Below are 17,864 nucleotides of genomic sequence, written 5' to 3' on the forward strand. Positions count from 1 at the left end.
ATTGACGCGCCCTTTTCTGTTACACTAAAAAGAGTATTAATACGCAAGCATTCCAAGGAGGAAACACATTGATTACAGTAGCTGACATGTCCTTTAGTTTTTCAGGTCATAAGTTGTATCAAGACGTTAATTTAAAACTAACCCCAGGGCATACATATGGGATTATTGGGGCCAATGGTGCCGGTAAATCTACCTTTTTAAAATTGCTACAGGGCCAGTTGGAACCAACATCAGGAACTATTAATATTGGCGAAGGGGAGCGAATGTCCTCCTTGCAACAGGATCACTTCGCCTTTGACGAATTTACGGTCATGGATACAGTTTTGCAAGGACATAAGCGTCTTTATGAAGTGAAGAGTTCAATGGATGCCATTTACGCTAAACCTGATTTTAGTGATGAGGATGGGGTTCAAGTGGCCCACTTAAGCGCGGAATTTGAGGAACTAGATGGTTGGAACGCTGAAGCCGAAGCCGCTCAAATGCTAACCAAGTTAGGCATCAATGACCAACAGCAACAGTCACTAATGAGCGAATTGACTGAAAACGATAAGATTAAGGTGCTCCTAGCCCAAGCTTTGTTTGGTAATCCTGATATTTTGATTTTAGATGAGCCGACTAATGGATTGGATGTCCAAACGATTACCTGGTTGGAGGATTTCTTGGCTGATTTTCCTAACTTGGTCATTGTGGTTTCCCACGATCGTCACTTCTTAAATGTCGTATCAACTAACATTTTGGATGTTGATTTTGGTAAGATTACGCCCTTTGTTGGTAACTATGATTTCTGGCGGGAATCATCTGAACTGGCTCAGCGTTTGGCCGGTCAACAAAATGCCAAAAAAGAAGAACAAATTAAGCAGTTGCAGGAATTCGTGGCCCGTTTTTCAGCTAATGCTTCTAAGTCTAAACAAGCAACTGCCCGTAAAAAACAGTTAGATAAAATTACTCTGGATGATATTAAGCCTTCATCGCGAAAGTATCCCTACATTAATTTTGAAATTAATCGGGAATTGGGAAATGACTTAATTCGGTTGGAAGGAGTTTCTAAAACCATTGATGGCCAAAAGATTTTAGATAACATTAATTTCATTGGCCGTCCCGGGGATAAAATTGCAATTTTATCTCGGTCAGATTTGGCTAGTACCACTTTGATGAAAATTATTGCCGGTGAAATGGCACCCGATGAGGGAACTGTGACTTGGGGTGTTACGACTAGTCGCTCATACATTGCCAAAGATTTAAACGATAACTTTGATAAGCAAGATGCAGTCGTTTTGGATTGGTTGCGCGACTTTGCTGAAGAAGAGCAAAAGGACAATACTTCATTGCGCGGCATGTTGGGTCAAATGTTGTTTAAGGGTGATGATGCCCTAAAAGAAATCAGTGTCCTATCTGGTGGTGAAAAAGTTCGCATTGTTTTGGCTAAAATGATGCTACTTAAGGCCAACGTTTTGCTAATGGATGATCCAACTAACCACTTAGATTTGGAATCAATTCAATCCCTAAACGATGCGGTGAAGTCCTTTAAGGGTTCAATTATTATGACTTCTCACGATCATGAATTCCTGGAAACGACCGTCAATCACGTGGTCGAAGTTTCCGCTAAGGGCTGTGTTGATCGACTTGATACAACTTATGATGAATTTATTAACAGTGAAAGTATTCAAGAAAAAGTCGCTCAACTTTATTAAGCACAAAGGAGTCTGAGATGCAGGTAGGTATTGATCAAATCGCTTTTTATACACCTGATTATGTCTTAAATTTAACTGACTTAGCTCAGGCCCGGGGTGTTGATCCTGATAAATTTAAGATTGGTATCGGGCAAGACTGGCAGGCCGTGGTTCCTAACTATGAAGATGTTGTGACCATGGCGGTTAATGCCAGCCGACAAATTATAAATGAAGACAACGGTCATCAAATTGATGAAGTGATTTTTGCCACGGAATCGGGCATTGATAATTCCAAATCAGCAGCAATTTACTTAAAAAAGTTGTTGGAACTCCCCGATGATTTACGGACGATTGAAGTTAAACAGGCTTGTTACGGTGGAACTTACGCTTTAATGAGTGCGCGAGACTATGTGACCTTGCATCCAGACCGTAAAGTTTTGGTGGTCGCTGCTGATATTGCTCGCTATGGTTTAAATACCGCTGGGGAAGTCACCCAGGGGGCCGGGGCCATTGCCATGTTGGTCAGTGCTGATCCGCAATTAGCCGTGATTAATAATGATTCGGTCTTTATGAGCCGCGAAGTAGCTGATTTTTGGCGTCCCTTAGACTCGGATACGGCCCTAGTAGACGGCCATTTATCAACGGAAATTTATCTGACGATGTTTGTTGAGCTATGGCAAAAGTATTGTCAAAAAAATAAGCAAACAATTGCCGATGTGGCCGCTTTTGCCTTTCATTTACCCTATACTAAAATGGGTAAAAAGGCCTTGAATCAAATTATCGACCAAGCCTCGGTTGATCAGCAAGAATCTTTAACTAAACGTTTGTTGGCCAGTCAACAATATAGTCGCCAGGTTGGTAATTTATATACTGGTTCGGTGTATTTGAGTTTACTATCGCTTTTGGCCCATGATGATAGTTTACAGGCCGGTGATCAAGTCAATTTATTTAGTTTTGGATCAGGAGCCGAAGCAGAACTATTTAGTTTGACCCTTCAACCTGATTATCAAGCTTTGATTAATGCCACCGTCCTTGATTATCAATTGGTTAAACGGCAACGTTTGAGTGTGGTTGAGTATGAAAAAGTGTTTAAATCACAGTTATATGATTCTCATCAAGATCAAAAATCAGCAGCCCTAGATGACCGCTCAACTTGCCAATTTTTCGGTTGGCGAGCGGGTCAACGACTTTATCGCTAGAATGTTATTGTAGGTAGTTTGGATTTAATAAAGGAGTATGGTTATGACTAAAAATATTTATTTAGCAGGTCCTTTTTTTGACGAAGAGCAGATCGATCGGGTTAGCCGATTGGAAACGCTGTTAGCTTCACATCCACAAATTGGGGAAGTTTTTTCACCTCGTAAACATCAGCATGAAGAATATGAAATGTTTAGTCCGGCTTGGCAGACGGTAACCTACCAAGGAGATGTCCAGGCCATTGATGAGGCAGATGTCGTTGTGGCAATCGTTGATTATGTCGATGATCAGGTTGATTCTGGAACAGCATGGGAAATCGGGTATGCCCATGCAACTGGACATCCAATTATTTTGTTTAAGGAAAAGCCTGGTTCAGTTAACTTGATGTTAGGGAAATCCTTGACAGCCTTTTTGACGCAAGAAAGTCAGTTGGCAGAATATGATTTTGATCAATTAACAAGCATTCCGTATGACGGAGAAATGTTTTAAAGAGCAGAGGAGTAGAAAGAATGATTAAAGCAGTAGTGACTGTAGTTGGTAAAGATAAGGCGGGGATTGTTGCTGGCGTAGCTCAGACTTTGGCCCAAGAAGGAGCTAACATTTTAGACATGGCCCAAACGATTATGGACACAACTTTTACCATGTCAATGTTAGTTGCTTTACCCCAAGCCAATGATTTTAACGCTATGCAACAGGCTTTAGAAACTACCGGTCAACAATTGGGTGTGACTATCCATGTTCAGCGGGAAGAAATTTTTGATGCAATGGCACGAGTTTAGGCGGTAACCCATGGATACAAAGCAAATACGTGAAACAATTCAAATGGTTGCCGAAGATCATTTGGATATTCGAACAGTAACAATGGGAATTTCCCTGCTAGATACGGTGGGAGCTGATGTCAACGACACAGCTGAACGAGTCTATCAAAAGATTACCAAGTATGCCCAACACTTAGTCGCCGTTGCCCAACAAATTGAACGGGAATATGGGATTCCCATCACTAACAAGCGAATTAGTGTTACACCGATTTCTTTGATTGCTGGTTCAGCTAATGAAGAAGAAATTTTGGTCTTAGCCCACGCCTTAGACCGGGCGGCTAAAGAAGTTGGCGTGGACTTTATTGGGGGCTATTCAGCCTTAGTTCAAAAAGGCTTTTCCCATGGTGATTTGGCCTTGATTAAGTCGCTACCGCGCGCTTTGACTGAGACTGACTTGGTCATGTCTAGCGTCAACATTGGTTCATCTAAGGCCGGTATTAATTTAGACGCCATTAAATTAATGGGTGAAACGATTAAAAACATCACGGATAAATCCGATACAGCCAATGCTAAGATGGTGGTTTTTGCGAACGCCGTGGAAGATAATCCCTTCATGGCGGGTGCTTTTCACGGAGTCAGTGAACCGGATGTGGTGATTAATGTCGGTGTTTCTGGACCGGGAGTGGTTAAACGAGCCTTAACGCAGGTTAAGGGCCAACCAATTGATGTGGTCACCGAGACCATCAAGCAAACAGCCTTTAAGATTACCCGTGTTGGGCAATTTGTGGGGAGCTTGGCAGCACAGCGTTTACAGGTACCCTTTGGCATTGTGGATTTGAGTTTGGCACCAACCCCAGCCCGGGGTGATTCTGTGGCTGAAATTCTAGAAGAAATTGGACTAGAGCAAGTCGGCACCCATGGCACGACCGCAACTTTGATGTTGTTAAATGATGCCGTTAAAAAGGGCGGGGTCATGGCTTCCCAACAAGTTGGTGGGCTTTCTGGGGCCTTTATCCCAGTTTCTGAAGATGCAGGGATGATTGACGCGGCCGTAGCAGGAACGCTTTCCCTAGCCAAATTAGAAGCAATGACGTCAGTTTGTTCAGTTGGATTAGACATGATTGCTGTACCTGGTGATACGCCAGCTACGACCATTAGTGCCATTATTGCTGATGAAGCGGCGATTGGGGTGCAAAATAATAAAACCACGGCTGTCCGCTTGCTACCAACTAACGGTACCAAGGTGGGTGACATGGTTGATTACGGTGGTTTATTAGGAACTGCGCCGGTTATGCCAGTGATCGAAAAGTCGAGTGCTGATTTTATCAATCGTGGCGGTCATATTCCAGCACCAATTCATTCATTTAAAAATTAAACACAAAAAAACGGCTTAGTTTAGCCGTTTTTTTATGAATTATTTTACCGATTTATTCTTTGGGGAATAAGCGTAACGATCATTACGCACGTAAACACGCTTATTTTTGTCCAATTGTAGGGGATAGTGTTTTGGCACAAAGGCCTCGCCACGCTTCGCAGCGACACGGGCATCACGAGTGTTTAAAATGTTATCGCGAAAGTGATTTAAAGATCCAGCAAACTTACTTTGAATATCAAGAATAAAATGACGTAAAGTATCGGCTGTTGATGAAACTGGTAAGTTCATAATTGACCTCCTTGGGTTACTTCTTCCCTTAACTATAGCGGTTTAAAGCACAGAAAGGCGGGTCTTTTACAAATCATAAGGAACTTTACTAGTTCTTAACATTTAGCATGTTAAAAAGTTATAATAAAAGACATGTCACGAAATTTAGAAAAATTATATGCCGAATATTTAACTGCTGAACGGCAATATTCACCACAAACGGTTAAGGCCTATCTAACTGATATTGGCCATTTTAAAGATTATTTGCATCAGAATGGTGGTTTTACTAGCTTTCAAGCGGTGCAAAATTTAGACGTGCGGGTCTATTTAGCGAGCCTCTATGAAGCTCAGCAGGCCCGGACTACGATTGCTCGAAAGGTCAGTAGTTTAAGGACTTTTTATCAGTTTTTATTAAATCGGCAATACGTGACCGATAATCCTTTTAGTCAGGTCGCTTTAAAAAAGCATCAAGATCACTTACCGGAGTTTTTTTATGAAAGTGAGTTAGATGAGCTCTTTGCAGTGGCCTATAATCATGACCAACACCCCCTTTGGCAACGAGATGCTGCCTTACTAGAATTTTTTTATGCAACTGGAGCGCGAGTAGCAGAAGTTGCTCAGCTAGAAATTAATCAAATCGATTTTAGTCAGCGGCTAGTCTTACTTCATGGAAAAGGACAACGTGATCGTTATGTACCCTTTGGTCATTTTGCCCAGCAAGCCCTTCAGCAGTATTTAAACCAGTTACGGCCAGAATTATTACAAGGACAACAACATAATTATGTCTTTGTGAATCAACGGGGTAAACCTTTAACTACCGCTGGTATTAGTTATATTTTGCAACAATTGATGAAAAAAACTAGTCTGACCGGGAAAATTCATCCCCACATGCTCCGTCATAGTTTTGCCACGCATTTACTCAATTATGGCGCTGATATGCGAACTGTACAAGAACTATTAGGGCATGTTAATTTATCGACGACTCAGATTTATACCCACGTTTCTCGGGCCAGTTTGCAAGAAAATTACCGCAATTTTTTTCCCCGGGCAAAACGATAAATTTTTGCAATTGTTTTCAAACGGTAACAATAGTAAAATTAAAACATGATTATTTTAGAGAATAATAACTTACAAGTAAAAATCAACGAAGAGGGAGCCGAGTTAACCAGCGTCTGGAATAAAGCGGCTCAATTAGAATATATTTGGGTTGGGGATCCTAAATATTGGGGCCGGCATGCACCGAACTTATTTCCAATCGTGGGTCGTTTACGAGGTGACCAGTTTGTAGTCGACGGTGAAACTTATTACATGAATCAACATGGTTTCGCCCGCAATATGCGGTTTGATGTTGTTGAACAAAGCGAGCAAGAAGTTGTCTTGCGTTTGACTGATAATGAGTCGACTTTGCGGATTTATCCCTTTAAATTCCGTTTTGATGTGCGGTTTATCTTAACTGATAATGATGAGGTTAAGGTGGATTACATTGTTCATAATCCAGATGAGAAGGAAACCCTCTTCTTTAGCGTTGGGGGGCACCCAGCCTTTAATCTACCACTTGATGGTGGTAAATTTTCAGATTATTATTTGTCAATTGAACCTGAAATTGTTTACGATCGAGTTCGGTTGGTAGGACCATATTCTAATCCTAATTTACCAACGCCATTTAATGCTAATATTCCTTTGCGTTTACGTCAGGAAGATTATCATGATGATGCGATTGTCTTAAAGCTTGATCGTCAGCGGACTAGTTTTTTGTTGGCCCGTTTGGCTAACCAGCATGGCATGAAGATGACAGTTGAAAATGCCCAATTCCTAGGGATTTGGACCCCAGCTGGGAAAGAGGCACCTTTCATTGCCATTGAGCCATGGTGGGGGATTGCTGATACAGTTGATGCGACTGGGAATTTCAAGGAGAAATTTGGTGTCAATGTCTTGGCAGCCGGGGATACCTTCGAAGGTTCTTACAGCATGACTTTCTTCTAGGAAGACTAAAAAATGACTTGAATTTTAAATTCAAGTCATTTTTTGTATGGTTATTGTTGCTGGGCCTTAATGGCTGCGATTTTGTCAGCAATCCGTTGACCATAATCGGCGTCAACTTGCTTAAACAAATTAATTTGACGTTCTTGGGTTGCAAGATCATCAATGTAACCTAATGAATCGGCAATCCCTTGCGTTAGAATCTCTTTTTGATCCTCAGTCATCAAATTGTACAAGGCAGCTGGTTGAGAGAAGTAATCCTGGTCGTAGGCGGGGTAATTGCCAGTTTTACCGGATACTTCATCTCCAGCAATGTCACCGCGATGATCTTCGACCGGACCACCCTTGGTGTTTGGCTCATAGACAACGGAATCACCACCATTGTCATTAGTAGTCATGTAGCCATCACGTTCGTAGGTATCAACATTGACGCCAGCCTTTGGTCGGTTAACCGGAATATCTTGATAGTTGGCTCCGAGACGATAGCGTTGGGTATCGTTATAAGAGAATAAACGACCCTGGAGTAACTTATCTAATGAAGGTTCGATTCCAGGCACTAGGTTAGCCGGGGACATGGCCGCTTGTTCGACATCGCGGAAGAAGTTACCCGGGTTGTGGTCCAGCACAAATTGTCCAATTTCAATCAAAGGATAATCGTGTTGAGAAACAACCTTGGTTACATCAAAGATATCGTATTTATAATTCAAACCTTCTTCATAAGGAATAATTTGAACTTTAACGGTCCAAGATGGATAGTCACCATTTTCAATGGCATCAAACATTTGGTGGCGGTGCCAGTCAGTATCTTTGGCCATCATGGCTGTGGCATCTTCAGGGGATAGATTTTTAATGCCATGGTTGGACTTGAAATGGTATTTAACCCAGAATTGTTCGCCCTGTGCGTTAACCCATTTGAAAGTGTGAGAACCATAACCGTGCATGTAACCGTAGCCATAAGGGAAACCACGATCGGAAAATAGGGTCGTTAATTGGTGCAAACTTTCGGGTGAGTTAGACCAGAAATCCCATTGCATATTGTCGTCACGTAAACCAGTTTTTGGTTCACGCTTTTGGGAATGAATAAAGTCGGGGAACTTCAACGGGTCATTAATAAAGAAAACTGGCGTATTGTTACCGACGATGTCATAGTTTCCTTCGTTAGTGTAGAAACGAACGGCAAAACCGTGAACATCTCGAGCCGTATCGGGATAACCTTTTTCACCAGCCACTGATGAGAAGCGGGCAAAGGTGTCAGTGACCTTACCTTCTCCGTTTAAGAAATCGGCCTTGGTGTAGGCTGACATATCTTTGGTCAGGGTAAAATGTCCCATGGCACCGGAACCTTTAGCATGAACAACTCGTTCGGGGATACGTTCACGATCAAAGTGAGCTAATTTTTCAATTAATTGGTAATCCTGTAAAAGCAGGGGGCCACGTTCGCCGGCTGATAAGCTGTGCTGATTGTTAGCAAAGGGATGACCGCTGCGAGTTGTTAGTTTTCTATCGGACATGTAAAACTCCTTTTGGTATAGTTGTGAATGCCTATAATTTATCACTTGATAAATGAATTAGCAAGTTTTTTATAAAATATCTGATAATTAATTCTAAGAACATCCTTGACAAATCATGAAATTTAAATTAAAGTATACTCATAAATAAATTTAAGGAAACTTTTATGACCATTATGACCTCACAACACAATAGTTATTTTTACTTCTGGTTTATGTAGCGCCGTCGCTCAATGCGTCGGTAATACGATGCACTGAGCGACCAGAAGTTTTTGAGGTTAGGTCACTGGGTGTTAGCAAACAATACTTAGTGACTTTTTATTTTTCCGCCGGACCGGCGGGGGTGAGAATCGTGCTAAGGATTGTGCTAGCACGGTTCTTTTTTCGTTAGGAGGTAGTTAGCGTGATAATTAGAGAGAAAGGAGGGCTGAGCGGATGTTGTACGGCTTATTAGCACATCCAGCGGGACATTCTAAATCCCCTAAAATGCAAAATGCTATGATGCAAGCGAGCGACTTGCCTGCTCACTATGAGGCTTTTGATGTAGATCCTAATCAGTTGGCGGTTGCCATAGCTGGGTTAAAAGCCTTAGGGGCTGGTGGTTTTAATGTTTCAACCCCCTTTAAAGCAGCTGTTATTCCTTATTTGGATCAAGTATCTCCGTTAGCCCAGCGGTTACAGGCAGTTAATACAGTAAAAATTGAAGCGGGACGTCTGATTGGCACCAGTACCGATGGAGATGGCTTTTGGAAGAGTTTACCGCAAGGACAAGTCAAGCAGCGAGTAGTGATTTTAGGAACTGGTGGCGCCGCTCGTGCCGTGATTGCTAGTGCTAAGGAGTATGGGGTTACTAGCCTAACTGTTTTCAACCGTCGGCATACAGATTGGCTGCAACGACAAGAGGCCTTAGCTAAATTAAATCCCCAGGCTCAATTAATGGATATTGTTGATGAGAAATTATTGCAAGAAGCCCTGTCTCAGGCTGACTTATTGATTAATGCCACCACGGTTGGGATGGATGGTGACGACTGTTTATTGACTACTACCATGCTCAATTATTTACCAGCTTCAGCCTATGTGGTTGATATGATTTATCGCAATGCCCGTACTAAATTGCTACAACTAGCGCAAGCGCGCGGATTAAAGACCCAAAATGGCTTACCCATGTTGGTGGGTCAGGGAGCTTTGAGTTTTGAATATTGGTTTAATCGTCCGGCTGACCGGAAATTGATGAAAAAAGAAATTGAGGAATAAATTATGATTATTGTTGCAAAAAATGAAGCTGCTGCTCAAGAAATTGCCCAAAAGTTGGATCAACATGATCCAATTCACCCAGTGTTTGTTCACCAAAACCGAGTAGCTTTAGCCGGTATTAAAAACATTAGTGCAGCTGATCAGCAGGCAATTGCCGATCAAGTTGAAGAAATTATTGAGAACCATCATTCCGCCATTAAATCTTCACGGGCCTTCCATCCAGAAGATACCATTATTAAAACCAAGCACAGTGTTATCGGCGGTAAGCATTTTGTCTTAATGGCTGGACCGGATTCAATTGAATCACCCGAACATGTTTTGGAAATGGGACAAGATGTAAAGGCTGCTGGGGCAACTATTCTACGTGGTGGGGCCTTCAAGCCGCGGACATCCCCTTATTCTTACCAAGGAAATGGCGAAGCAGGGCTTAAAGCTCATCGGGCTGCTGCCGATGCTTTAGAAATGGATATGGTTACTGAAATTTTGGATACTCGGGATGTTGATTTAGTTGATCAATATACTGATATTTTCCAAGTCGGTACTCGAAATATGCAAAACTTCGCCTTGCTAAAGGCTTTAGGACAAAAGCGCAAGCCAGTGGTCTTAAAGCGCGGTATGTCGGCCACCATTGATGATTTATTAAATGCAGCTGAATATATTGCTGCTGGTGGAAATGATCAAATTATGTTGATGGAACGTGGTATTCGTACTTTTGACAGTAAATATACGCGTAATACCTTTGATGTTGGCGCTATTCCAGTTTTGCAAAAGTTGACTCACTACCCAATTATCGCTGATACTTCGCATGCCGCTGGACACAGCGAATTTGTAACGCCATTGGCTCAGGCCGCTGTTGCCGCTGGTGCTCAAGGTTTGATGACTGAAATTCACAATGATCCTAGCCATGCCTTTGTTGATGGTGCCCAAGCTTTAACACCAGCTCAATACCAGGTATTGGCGACAACCGTACGAAAGATTCACGAGGTGATTGCATGACCACGGTCAAAGTAAAATTGACTCATAAAAATTATGATGTAAAGATTGAAAAGGGATTACACCAAGCAATTGGTGAGCAGGTCCGCTCAGTTTGGCAGCCACGTAAGGTGGTACTTATTACGGATAGTAATGTTGGCCCCCTTTATTTAAGCAGTGCTCAAGGACAGCTAGAAAAAGCTGGTTTTGAAGTTTTACCAGTTGAAGTACCCGCTGGTGAAGCTTCAAAATCCTTAACCAAAGTTGGTGAAATTATCAGCCAGATGGCCCAGGCTGGTTTTACCCGGCAAGACGGGGTGATTTCCCTTGGGGGCGGTATGGTTGGCGATTTATCCGGCGTGGTGGCCTCTTTGTACATGCGCGGCATCGCCTTTATCCAAATTGCAACCTCCCTAACAGCTCAAGTTGATTCCTCAGTCGGTGGTAAAACAGCCGTCAACCTCGGTGAAACTAAAAATATTGCCGGTACCTTCTATCAACCGGACTTAGTTTTGGTTGATAGTGATTATCTAGATACTTTGACGGATCGTGATTTGGTTGAGGGTTATGGGGAAGTTGCTAAAACTTCAGCCTTGGAGGGACAGGATTTCTTTAATTTCACTGGTAAAATTCGTTCCGTCCAAGACATTCGTGACCATGCGCCTGAACTCTCCGAACGCTCAATTGCTTATAAGGCTAAGGTGGTAATGGGCGATGAAAAAGAGGCCGGCCAACGTCAATTTTTGAACTTCGGTCATACTTTTGGCCATGCCATTGAATTACTTTCCCATGGCAGTTTACGACATGGTGAGGCGGTGGCAATTGGCATGGTGACTGTTACGCGTGTTTTTGAAGCCGAAGGGATTAGTCCGGAGGGACTCACCCAAGCTTTAATTGACCGTTTGCAGGCTGTTGGTTTGCCAATTAGTTCTGACCTAGTCGGAACGCCCTTATTTTTCCAGCACATGATTAATGATAAAAAGAATCGAGGCGGGGTGATTAATATGGTAGCTTTGGCCCAAGTTGGCCAACCAATCATTGTCCCCAAGCCTTTAGATGAAATTCGCTCGATGATTTAAAAATTAGAAAGAGGACTTATGCGATATATTACAGCTGGTGAAAGCCATGGACCTGAAGAAATTGCTGTTATCGAAGGTATTCCGGCCGGTTTGCACCTGAGTCAAGCTGATGTAGATGCTCAATTGGCTCGTCGTCAACACGGTTATGGCCGGGGTGAACGGCAAAAAATAGAAACTGATCGGGTAACTTTTTTAACCGGGGTTCGGCACCAATCTACTTTAGGATCACCAATTACTTTAAATGTTCATAATGATGACCATAATAATTGGTCCAAAATTATGGCGCCAGATGAACCTGCCAGTGCTGAAAATACGCTCCGTAAGGTATTACGGCCGCGTCCTGGACATGCCGACTTAGTTGGTGGGATGAAATACCGTCATCAAGAAGATTTACGGAATGTTTTGGAAAGGTCTTCGGCCCGTGAAACCACTATGCGGGTGGCCGTTGGGGCAGTTGCCAAAAAGTTATTAGCTGAAATTGGCGTAGATGTGCATGGTTTTGTGGTCAATGTTGGGCCGGCCTACTCAGATTTGAATACCTTGACCCAGTACAAAGACTTAGAAGAATTACGTCAGGTGACGGAAGGATTTGCGACTCGGGCTTTAGATGCTCAAGCTGATCAGGCCATCCAGCAGGTGATTGATCAGGCCAAATCCGATGCCAACACTGTGGGTGGACAGGTGCAAGTGATGGCCACTGGCATACTAGTCGGCTTGGGTTCCTATGTTTCCGCCGATGAAAAGTTAGATGCTAAAATTGCCCGAGCAATTGTCGGCATTAACGCTTTTAAGGGGGTCCAGTTTGGGGATGCTTTTAATAATGCCGATAAATTTGGTGATCAAATTATGGATGAAATTTATTGGAGTCAAGAACGTGGTTTTTATCGTGGTTCCGATAATTTGGGTGGTTTTGAAGGCGGCATGACGACCGGCGAACCAATCATTGTTCGTGGTGTGGTTAAACCGATTCCGACCTTGTATCGGCCCATGCAGTCAGTGGATATTGACAGTCATGAAAATCATAAGGCTTCGATTGAACGCTCAGATACCACCGCAGTGACTGCAGCGGCGGTGATTGCGGAAGCCATGGTCGCTATTGAGTTGGCTAAGGCAGTTTTGGATAAATTTGATGCCGATAATATTGAGCGCATGAAAGAACAAGTTCAACAGTATCGCCAAGAAATTAAAGAATTTTAAGTCAAAGTAGCTTCGGCTACGTACATATAATTTAGTAAAGGAAAGTCAATATGATTAAATTACAGTCAGCACCAATCAGCGGTTTGCAGGGAGAATTAATGGTTCCCGGAGATAAGTCGATTTCCCATCGAGCCTTAATGTTTGGGGCAATTGCCCAAGGACAAACAGTGGTAGACCGTTTTTTGGCCTCAGCTGATGTTTATCATACGATGGGTGTTTTACAAAACTTAGGAGTGCAAATTAAAGAACAAGGCGACCAATTAATCATTGAAGGACGCGGGTTAGAACATTTTCATGCTCCCAAAACTGCTTTAGATATGGGAAATTCGGGTACTTCCACGCGTTTACTAATGGGATTACTCGCTAAGCAGCCCTTTGATATGCCTTTTTTTGGCGATGAGTCGCTATCTAAAAGGCCTTTAAAACGGGTTAGCCAACCGTTACAGGCCATGGGTGCTCATTTTCAGTTAACCGATGGTGATTATTTACCTGGAATAATCCAAGCTAATAATCAGTTACAAGGAATCCACTATGAAATGCCGGTTGCTTCGGCCCAGGTTAAAAGTGCTTTGATTTTTGCTGGTATGCAGGCTGAGGGCACCACCACGATTGTGTCACCGCTGGCTTCACGGGATCATACCGAGCGAATGCTCCAAAAATTTGGTGGTCGTATTGAACTCGATGGCAATACAATTCGAATTGAAAAACAGCCCTTATTACAGGGGCAACATGTGGTTGTGCCAGCCGATATTTCTAGTGCAGCCTTCTTTATGGTAGCGGCTTTGATTACGCCAAATTCTAATATTACCTTAAAAGGTGTTGGCATTAATCCTACTCGGGATGGTATTTTACGATTATTAAAAAAGATGGGCGCTAACATTGAGATGGTTAATCGGCATGATGACCAAGAGCCAGTAGCCGATTTGATTATTAAGTATCAGCCATTGCATGGTATTGAAATTACTGCTGCTGATATTCCGGCAACGGTTGATGAGCTACCAATTTTAGCTTTGGCAGCCAGTCAGGCCCAAGGGAAAACGACCATCAGTGGGGCCCAAGAATTACGTGTCAAAGAGACTGATCGGATTGACGCCGTAGTGCGCGTTTTGTCCCGACTGGGCGTGTCAGTTTCTGAAAAGCCGGATGGGATGGTAATTGAGGGCGGTAAGCCGCTAGTTGCCCATGATCAAGCCGTGGCCTTGTCATCAAATGGCGATCATCGCATTGCCATGATGATTGCTGTGGCGGCCTTAATTACTAAGGGGGAAGTGACCCTGATTGACGAAGATGCGATGGCTATTTCTTATCCTACTTTTATGGCAGATTTAGCGCAATTAATGCCTAACGAGGAAATCAAATGAACGTTGTGATTGTAGGACTAGGTGAAATGGGGGCCTCCTTGGCCTGTGATTTACGCCAAAGTCCGCAGATAAAATTAATAGGGGTTGATCGAAATGCGGTTAGTTTAGCCTATGCTCGTAAAACTGGTTTGGTAGACGAAACTAGTCAGGATTTGGCGACAGTTGCTGCCCAGGCTGATTTGATTATTTTAGCGACGCCAGTTGACAGTATTGAAAAAATGATTGCCCAATTAGGACAGTTGCCTTTAAAAGCAACGGTAATTGTCACTGATGCTGGCTCAACCAAACGTGCTATTATGGCTCAGGCTCGGCAATTTTTGTTACCAAAAGGGATTACCTTTATCGGCGGGCATGCCATGGCCGGCAGTCATTTAGCAGGTGTTCAGGCTGCTAAAACTGGCATGTATCGCCAAGCACCATATTTTTTAATGCCAGCAGATGAGCAGGCAGCTAGCCGAGTGGGCGATTTAAAAGATATTTTAGCGCCCACCGGAGCCAATTTTATTACCATGTCAGTTGACGAACATGATGATTTAATGGCGGTTATTTCAGATAACCCCCACGTAATTGCCTTTGCTCTGATGAATAGTGCCGTTAATGATTTGGGCAAGAGTCAAGACTTTGGCCAATATGTGGCGGGCGGTTTTAAGGATATGACTCGGATTGCGGCCAGTAATCCGCAACTGTGGTCAGATATTTTATTGAGTAATCAAAAGGCAGTTTTAAACAATTTAACTAGCTTTCGACAAGCCTTGGATCAATTTCAAAGAGCGATTGAAGCTAGTGATGAAACAGCGTTACTGCAATTAATTAGTCGGGCCCAAACGAGTCGACAAAATTTATTAATAAAGCGAGAAAATAATGATTAAAGAACCGGATACCTTAATGTTAATTGGTTTCATGGGAGCCGGAAAAACAACTGTTGGCCGTGAAATTGCCCGTCAACATCATTCTAAGTTTTTAGATTTAGATCAAGAGATTGAACGGGCAGCGGGGATGTCGATTGCTCAAATTTTTCAAAAACATGATGAAAATTACTTTCGTCGCTTAGAAACCCAAGTGTTAAGTCAAGTTCAAACCTTTAATGGGGTGGTGGCAACCGGTGGTGGTGTGGTGGAACGGGCTGAAAATCGTGAAATCTTAAAAAATTCACCAGCCACTCTCGTTTATTTACATGGTAACTTGGAAAGTACGATTAGTCGTTTGTTGGCGGAAGGGCAACGACCACTTTTACAGGAAAAATCAACCGCCGATTTCTTCCAACTTTGGGAAGCACGGGATCCTAAATACCAAGAAGTGGCTAATTTCACTGTAGAAACAGTTGGAAAAACGCCACAAAGAATTGCGGCTGAAATCGTAGCGCTTTTTAGTGCCAATGAAGATGAATTAGCTTTTTTGGCCTTGCGATCGCAAATTGATGCCTTTGATCGGCAACTATTTGACATTATTTCAAAACGGATGGAAGTCGTGTTAGCAGTGGCTAATTACAAGAAAAAAGTCGGTATGTCCGTTTCTCAACCGACTCGGATGTCTAATATGCGGGCCGCTTTGAAGGTTGACTACGCCAAAAATCCTAATATTTCCGACGAATTTATTGATGAATTAATGACTATTTTGTTAGAAACCGCCATGAAACGTGAAGACGAAGAGATGCAGCGGGGGTGAAGCCATGCGACTACATACTTTGGGACCGGTCGGTACGGATTCACAGCGGGCGGCTCAATATTATCAAACTAATCAAGAAATTATTTTACACAGTAGTTTTGAAGAAATTCTAACCAATTTAGCTGACTATCAGGGCGAAGAAATTTTGCTACCGGTGGCCTTTAAATCGCAGCAGGTTCCCGGTTTAAATTTTGCAGACTTTAACTACTTGGAGTGGCAACGTGCTAAAATTAAAACGGCTTTTGTGTTACCACTTTTGCCCTTAATTGTTTTGGAAAATCTTAATCATCGCAAGCAAATTGCCATCATTCATGCAGCGACTGAAGGCTTAATGAAGCGCTACTTACAATCGGTTGATTTAGATAATGTTTGGGGACCTTCGGTTGTTTTTGCTCCTAGTAAACCCGTGGCCTTTGAACGTTTTGTGGCCGATCAAGATTGGTTTTCAATCGTATCGTTAAACCAGTATGAAAATAGTGATTTAGTTGACGATGATCATTACCAAGTTCGACAAACCCTCCGTCCTGAGATGGTCTGGGTTGTCTATGAAATAAAGTAGGATAAAATGAATTTACGTGAATTATTGAAGCTTCCTCCCGCTAACCGACCAGTCATTGCTGTGCCCATGACCTTGGGCCCCCAGGATAAATTTTCACCCTTTGCTCGGGAATTAGCTACGCAAAATCCAGATGTCGTCGAATGGCGAGCTGATTATATCGTCGATGAATTTAGTCAGGAAGTGATTTGGCAGCAAGTCAAAGCCGGAGCTCAGCAAGAGTTAGCTCAGAAAAATGTTTCTAAATTAACCGAAGCCAAAATGCTGTCGGAACTAGAATCCGCACGGCAGGAATTTTTAACGAATTGGCCAGCGATGCAACGTGAAATTATTAAAGAAATTGTTAGTAATGTCTTTGATACGGTTGGTCAATATCCGGTTATTTTGACCTATCGGACTAAGAGTCAGGGCGGCCAAGGAGAGTTTAATGAGTTAGAGTATGTGACCTTCATCATGGCTGCCTTACAAACTGGTTTTCCATTTGCAGCCATCGACTTAGAAGATACTTTGGAAAGTGGTTTGAAGGAAAAGATTATTCAGGCTGCCAAAGCACGTGAGATTCCAGTGTTACTTTCTTATCATGATTGGCAGACCACACCAGTTAATCTAGAAAAGGTCATTCAATATTTGGCGGATCAACCAGTTCAAATTGTTAAACTAGCTGTAATGCCCCAAGTAGCAGCTGATGTTGATCGCTTGCTGAATGCAACAGCCGCCATGGCTCCCGTGATTAGTCAGCCTTTAGTGACAATGGCGATGGGACCATTTGGTGAAAAAAGCCGTATTGAAGGATATAAGTATGGTTCGCAGATGACTTTTGCTACTTTATCGAGCCAGTACAGTTCTGCACCTGGTCAATTGACCGTGGCGCAACTATTGCAGGCTTGGCAGTAAGCATGTTATAATACTTCTTGACCAACTGGGTAGTATCTATCTACCTACCCGTCACTCTTCGGAGTGGCGTTTTTTTTGGCTGAATTTCAATAATATTTATATAAATTAAATATTATTGAAATTTATATTCA

Annotated in this window: 18 protein-coding genes; 16 read left to right on the plus strand and 2 right to left on the minus strand. The window is 42.7% G+C overall.

Translation table 11 applies throughout. The features are described 5' to 3' along the window. Positions 1 to 68: 68 nt before the first annotated feature. Genes C7384_RS00370 through C7384_RS00390 form a run of 5 tightly spaced genes read left to right on the plus strand, consistent with a single transcriptional unit; the run spans position 69 to position 5,000 of the window. Positions 69 to 1,691 (plus strand): ABC-F family ATP-binding cassette domain-containing protein, encoded by a 1,623-nt coding sequence (locus tag C7384_RS00370; protein WP_089937317.1) that lies wholly within the window; start codon positions 69 to 71, stop codon positions 1,689 to 1,691. A 17-nt stretch (positions 1,692 to 1,708) separates the two neighbouring features. Next, on the plus strand, positions 1,709 to 2,869 hold the full coding sequence (locus C7384_RS00375; protein WP_089937319.1) for a hydroxymethylglutaryl-CoA synthase: 1,161 nt from the start codon (positions 1,709 to 1,711) through the stop codon (positions 2,867 to 2,869). Positions 2,870 to 2,912: 43 nt separating this feature from the next. Next, entirely contained in the window at positions 2,913 to 3,356 is a 444-nt protein-coding gene (locus tag C7384_RS00380; RefSeq protein ID WP_089937320.1) for a nucleoside 2-deoxyribosyltransferase, read from the plus strand. 20 nt (positions 3,357 to 3,376) lie between these two features. Beyond that, complete coding sequence (locus C7384_RS00385) at positions 3,377 to 3,646, plus strand: ACT domain-containing protein (protein ID WP_089937322.1); 270 nt, start codon at positions 3,377 to 3,379, stop codon at positions 3,644 to 3,646. A 10-nt stretch (positions 3,647 to 3,656) separates the two neighbouring features. Further along, positions 3,657 to 5,000, plus strand: coding sequence for a PFL family protein (locus C7384_RS00390; protein ID WP_089937324.1), 1,344 nt, complete (start codon positions 3,657 to 3,659; stop codon positions 4,998 to 5,000). Positions 5,001 to 5,039: 39 nt separating this feature from the next. Here C7384_RS00390 and C7384_RS00395 read toward each other — a convergent pair whose 3' ends face one another. Further along, entirely contained in the window at positions 5,040 to 5,288 is a 249-nt protein-coding gene (locus tag C7384_RS00395) for a hypothetical protein (RefSeq protein ID WP_089937326.1), read from the minus strand. 132 nt (positions 5,289 to 5,420) lie between these two features. On the opposite strand from C7384_RS00395, the gene xerC reads away from it, so the two are divergent. Beyond that, the gene (xerC, locus tag C7384_RS00400; RefSeq protein ID WP_089937328.1) at positions 5,421 to 6,326 is read left to right on the plus strand and encodes a tyrosine recombinase XerC; all 906 of its coding nucleotides are present in this window, start codon (positions 5,421 to 5,423) and stop codon (positions 6,324 to 6,326) included. 45 nt (positions 6,327 to 6,371) lie between these two features. After that, entirely contained in the window at positions 6,372 to 7,250 is an 879-nt protein-coding gene (locus tag C7384_RS00405) for an aldose 1-epimerase family protein (protein ID WP_089937331.1), read from the plus strand. Positions 7,251 to 7,300: 50 nt separating this feature from the next. On the opposite strand, the gene C7384_RS00410 is transcribed toward C7384_RS00405, so the two are convergent. Continuing rightward, positions 7,301 to 8,758, minus strand: coding sequence for a catalase (locus C7384_RS00410; RefSeq protein ID WP_089937333.1), 1,458 nt, complete (start codon positions 8,756 to 8,758; stop codon positions 7,301 to 7,303). Between the two features lie 432 nt (positions 8,759 to 9,190). Between C7384_RS00410 and aroE the strand changes: the two genes are divergently transcribed. Genes aroE through C7384_RS00455 form a run of 9 tightly spaced genes read left to right on the plus strand, consistent with a single transcriptional unit; the run spans position 9,191 to position 17,733 of the window. After that, on the plus strand, positions 9,191 to 10,009 hold the full coding sequence (gene aroE, locus C7384_RS00415; protein WP_089937335.1) for a shikimate dehydrogenase: 819 nt from the start codon (positions 9,191 to 9,193) through the stop codon (positions 10,007 to 10,009). 3 nt (positions 10,010 to 10,012) lie between these two features. After that, on the plus strand, positions 10,013 to 11,005 hold the full coding sequence (aroF, locus tag C7384_RS00420; protein ID WP_089937336.1) for a 3-deoxy-7-phosphoheptulonate synthase: 993 nt from the start codon (positions 10,013 to 10,015) through the stop codon (positions 11,003 to 11,005). Next, positions 11,002 to 12,060 carry a 3-dehydroquinate synthase gene (aroB, locus tag C7384_RS00425; protein WP_089937338.1) on the plus strand — a complete coding sequence of 353 codons (1,059 nt, stop codon included), beginning with the start codon at positions 11,002 to 11,004 and terminating at the stop codon, positions 12,058 to 12,060. The genes aroF and aroB overlap by 4 nt, the downstream gene beginning before the upstream one ends. Before the next feature lie 18 nt (positions 12,061 to 12,078). Beyond that, the gene (gene aroC, locus C7384_RS00430; protein WP_089937341.1) at positions 12,079 to 13,257 is read left to right on the plus strand and encodes a chorismate synthase; all 1,179 of its coding nucleotides are present in this window, start codon (positions 12,079 to 12,081) and stop codon (positions 13,255 to 13,257) included. Positions 13,258 to 13,307: 50 nt separating this feature from the next. Further along, complete coding sequence (gene aroA / locus C7384_RS00435) at positions 13,308 to 14,618, plus strand: 3-phosphoshikimate 1-carboxyvinyltransferase (RefSeq protein WP_089937343.1); 1,311 nt, start codon at positions 13,308 to 13,310, stop codon at positions 14,616 to 14,618. Continuing rightward, positions 14,615 to 15,487 carry a prephenate dehydrogenase gene (locus tag C7384_RS00440; RefSeq protein ID WP_089937344.1) on the plus strand — a complete coding sequence of 291 codons (873 nt, stop codon included), beginning with the start codon at positions 14,615 to 14,617 and terminating at the stop codon, positions 15,485 to 15,487. Before aroA ends, C7384_RS00440 begins: the two co-directional genes overlap by 4 nt. Next, positions 15,480 to 16,283: a shikimate kinase gene (locus C7384_RS00445; RefSeq protein WP_089937347.1), complete on the plus strand. Its 804-nt coding sequence runs from the start codon at positions 15,480 to 15,482 to the stop codon at positions 16,281 to 16,283. The genes C7384_RS00440 and C7384_RS00445 overlap by 8 nt, the downstream gene beginning before the upstream one ends. A gap of 4 nt (positions 16,284 to 16,287) precedes the next feature. After that, positions 16,288 to 16,842, plus strand: a complete 555-nt coding sequence (locus C7384_RS00450) for a type 2 periplasmic-binding domain-containing protein (protein WP_089937349.1) — start codon at positions 16,288 to 16,290, stop codon at positions 16,840 to 16,842. Positions 16,843 to 16,848: 6 nt separating this feature from the next. Beyond that, positions 16,849 to 17,733: a type I 3-dehydroquinate dehydratase gene (locus C7384_RS00455; RefSeq protein ID WP_089937351.1), complete on the plus strand. Its 885-nt coding sequence runs from the start codon at positions 16,849 to 16,851 to the stop codon at positions 17,731 to 17,733. The last annotated feature ends 131 nt before the right edge of the window (positions 17,734 to 17,864 follow it).

It is taken from the genome of Convivina intestini, assembly GCF_003096575.1.
In the GTDB taxonomy this organism is placed as follows: Bacteria; Bacillota; Bacilli; order Lactobacillales; family Lactobacillaceae; genus Convivina; species Convivina intestini.